Raw genomic sequence first — 573 nt, forward strand, 5'->3', positions numbered from 1 at the left:
TGAGGGGTGTAACTGGAAAATTACACCCTGCCTACGGTAAGCCTTCTTGGATAAAGGGTAAACATCAATCGGAATCTACTAAACTAAAAATAAGCCTATCATTAAAGGCTTTAAATAAAACAAAGATAACTCAAAGAAAAAGAAGGAGGATTATGAGATTAAGATCTAAAGGTAAATCTCAGGTTTATATAGCTAATAGGCTAAATTTACATCAAACCACCATTAGTAAAATATTACAAGATAAGTTATAAAGAAAGGAGGTATTTGTGTCAGGTTGGAATAAACAATTAAATGGCTTAGAGCTTAATACAGAAGAGCAAATCCATTCATTAGAATTTGCTACTTCACAAGAAGCATGGGAAAAGTTAAACGAAGGTTTTCTTAGACTAGAACCAGCTCTATTTGCAAAAGGAGCTACTGCAAATAGTGGAGTAGCTGTGGTATATAACGTATTTATAAAAATACGTAAAGCTTGGGTAGACCCAGACTTTGATTATGGTAGATGTTTCAATTATAAAGAGACTAAGTGGACAAGCTTACTGAACAATTACATTGATTTCAATAAGCTTGATT

General features: G+C 32.8%; 2 protein-coding genes. Both read left to right on the forward strand.

Going from position 1 to position 573, the window contains the following annotated elements; translation table 11 throughout:
• The coding region (locus IE258_RS40865; protein ID WP_189750848.1) for a helix-turn-helix domain-containing protein at nt 1–251 on the forward strand (251 nt) is incomplete at its 5' end.
• A 15-nt stretch (nt 252–266) separates the two neighbouring features.
• The coding region (locus tag IE258_RS40870) for a hypothetical protein (RefSeq protein WP_189750849.1) at nt 267–573 on the forward strand (307 nt) is incomplete at its 3' end.

It is taken from the genome of Streptomyces tendae (genome assembly GCF_014650435.1).
GTDB classification, from domain to species: domain Bacteria; phylum Actinomycetota; class Actinomycetes; order Streptomycetales; family Streptomycetaceae; genus Streptomyces; species Streptomyces tendae.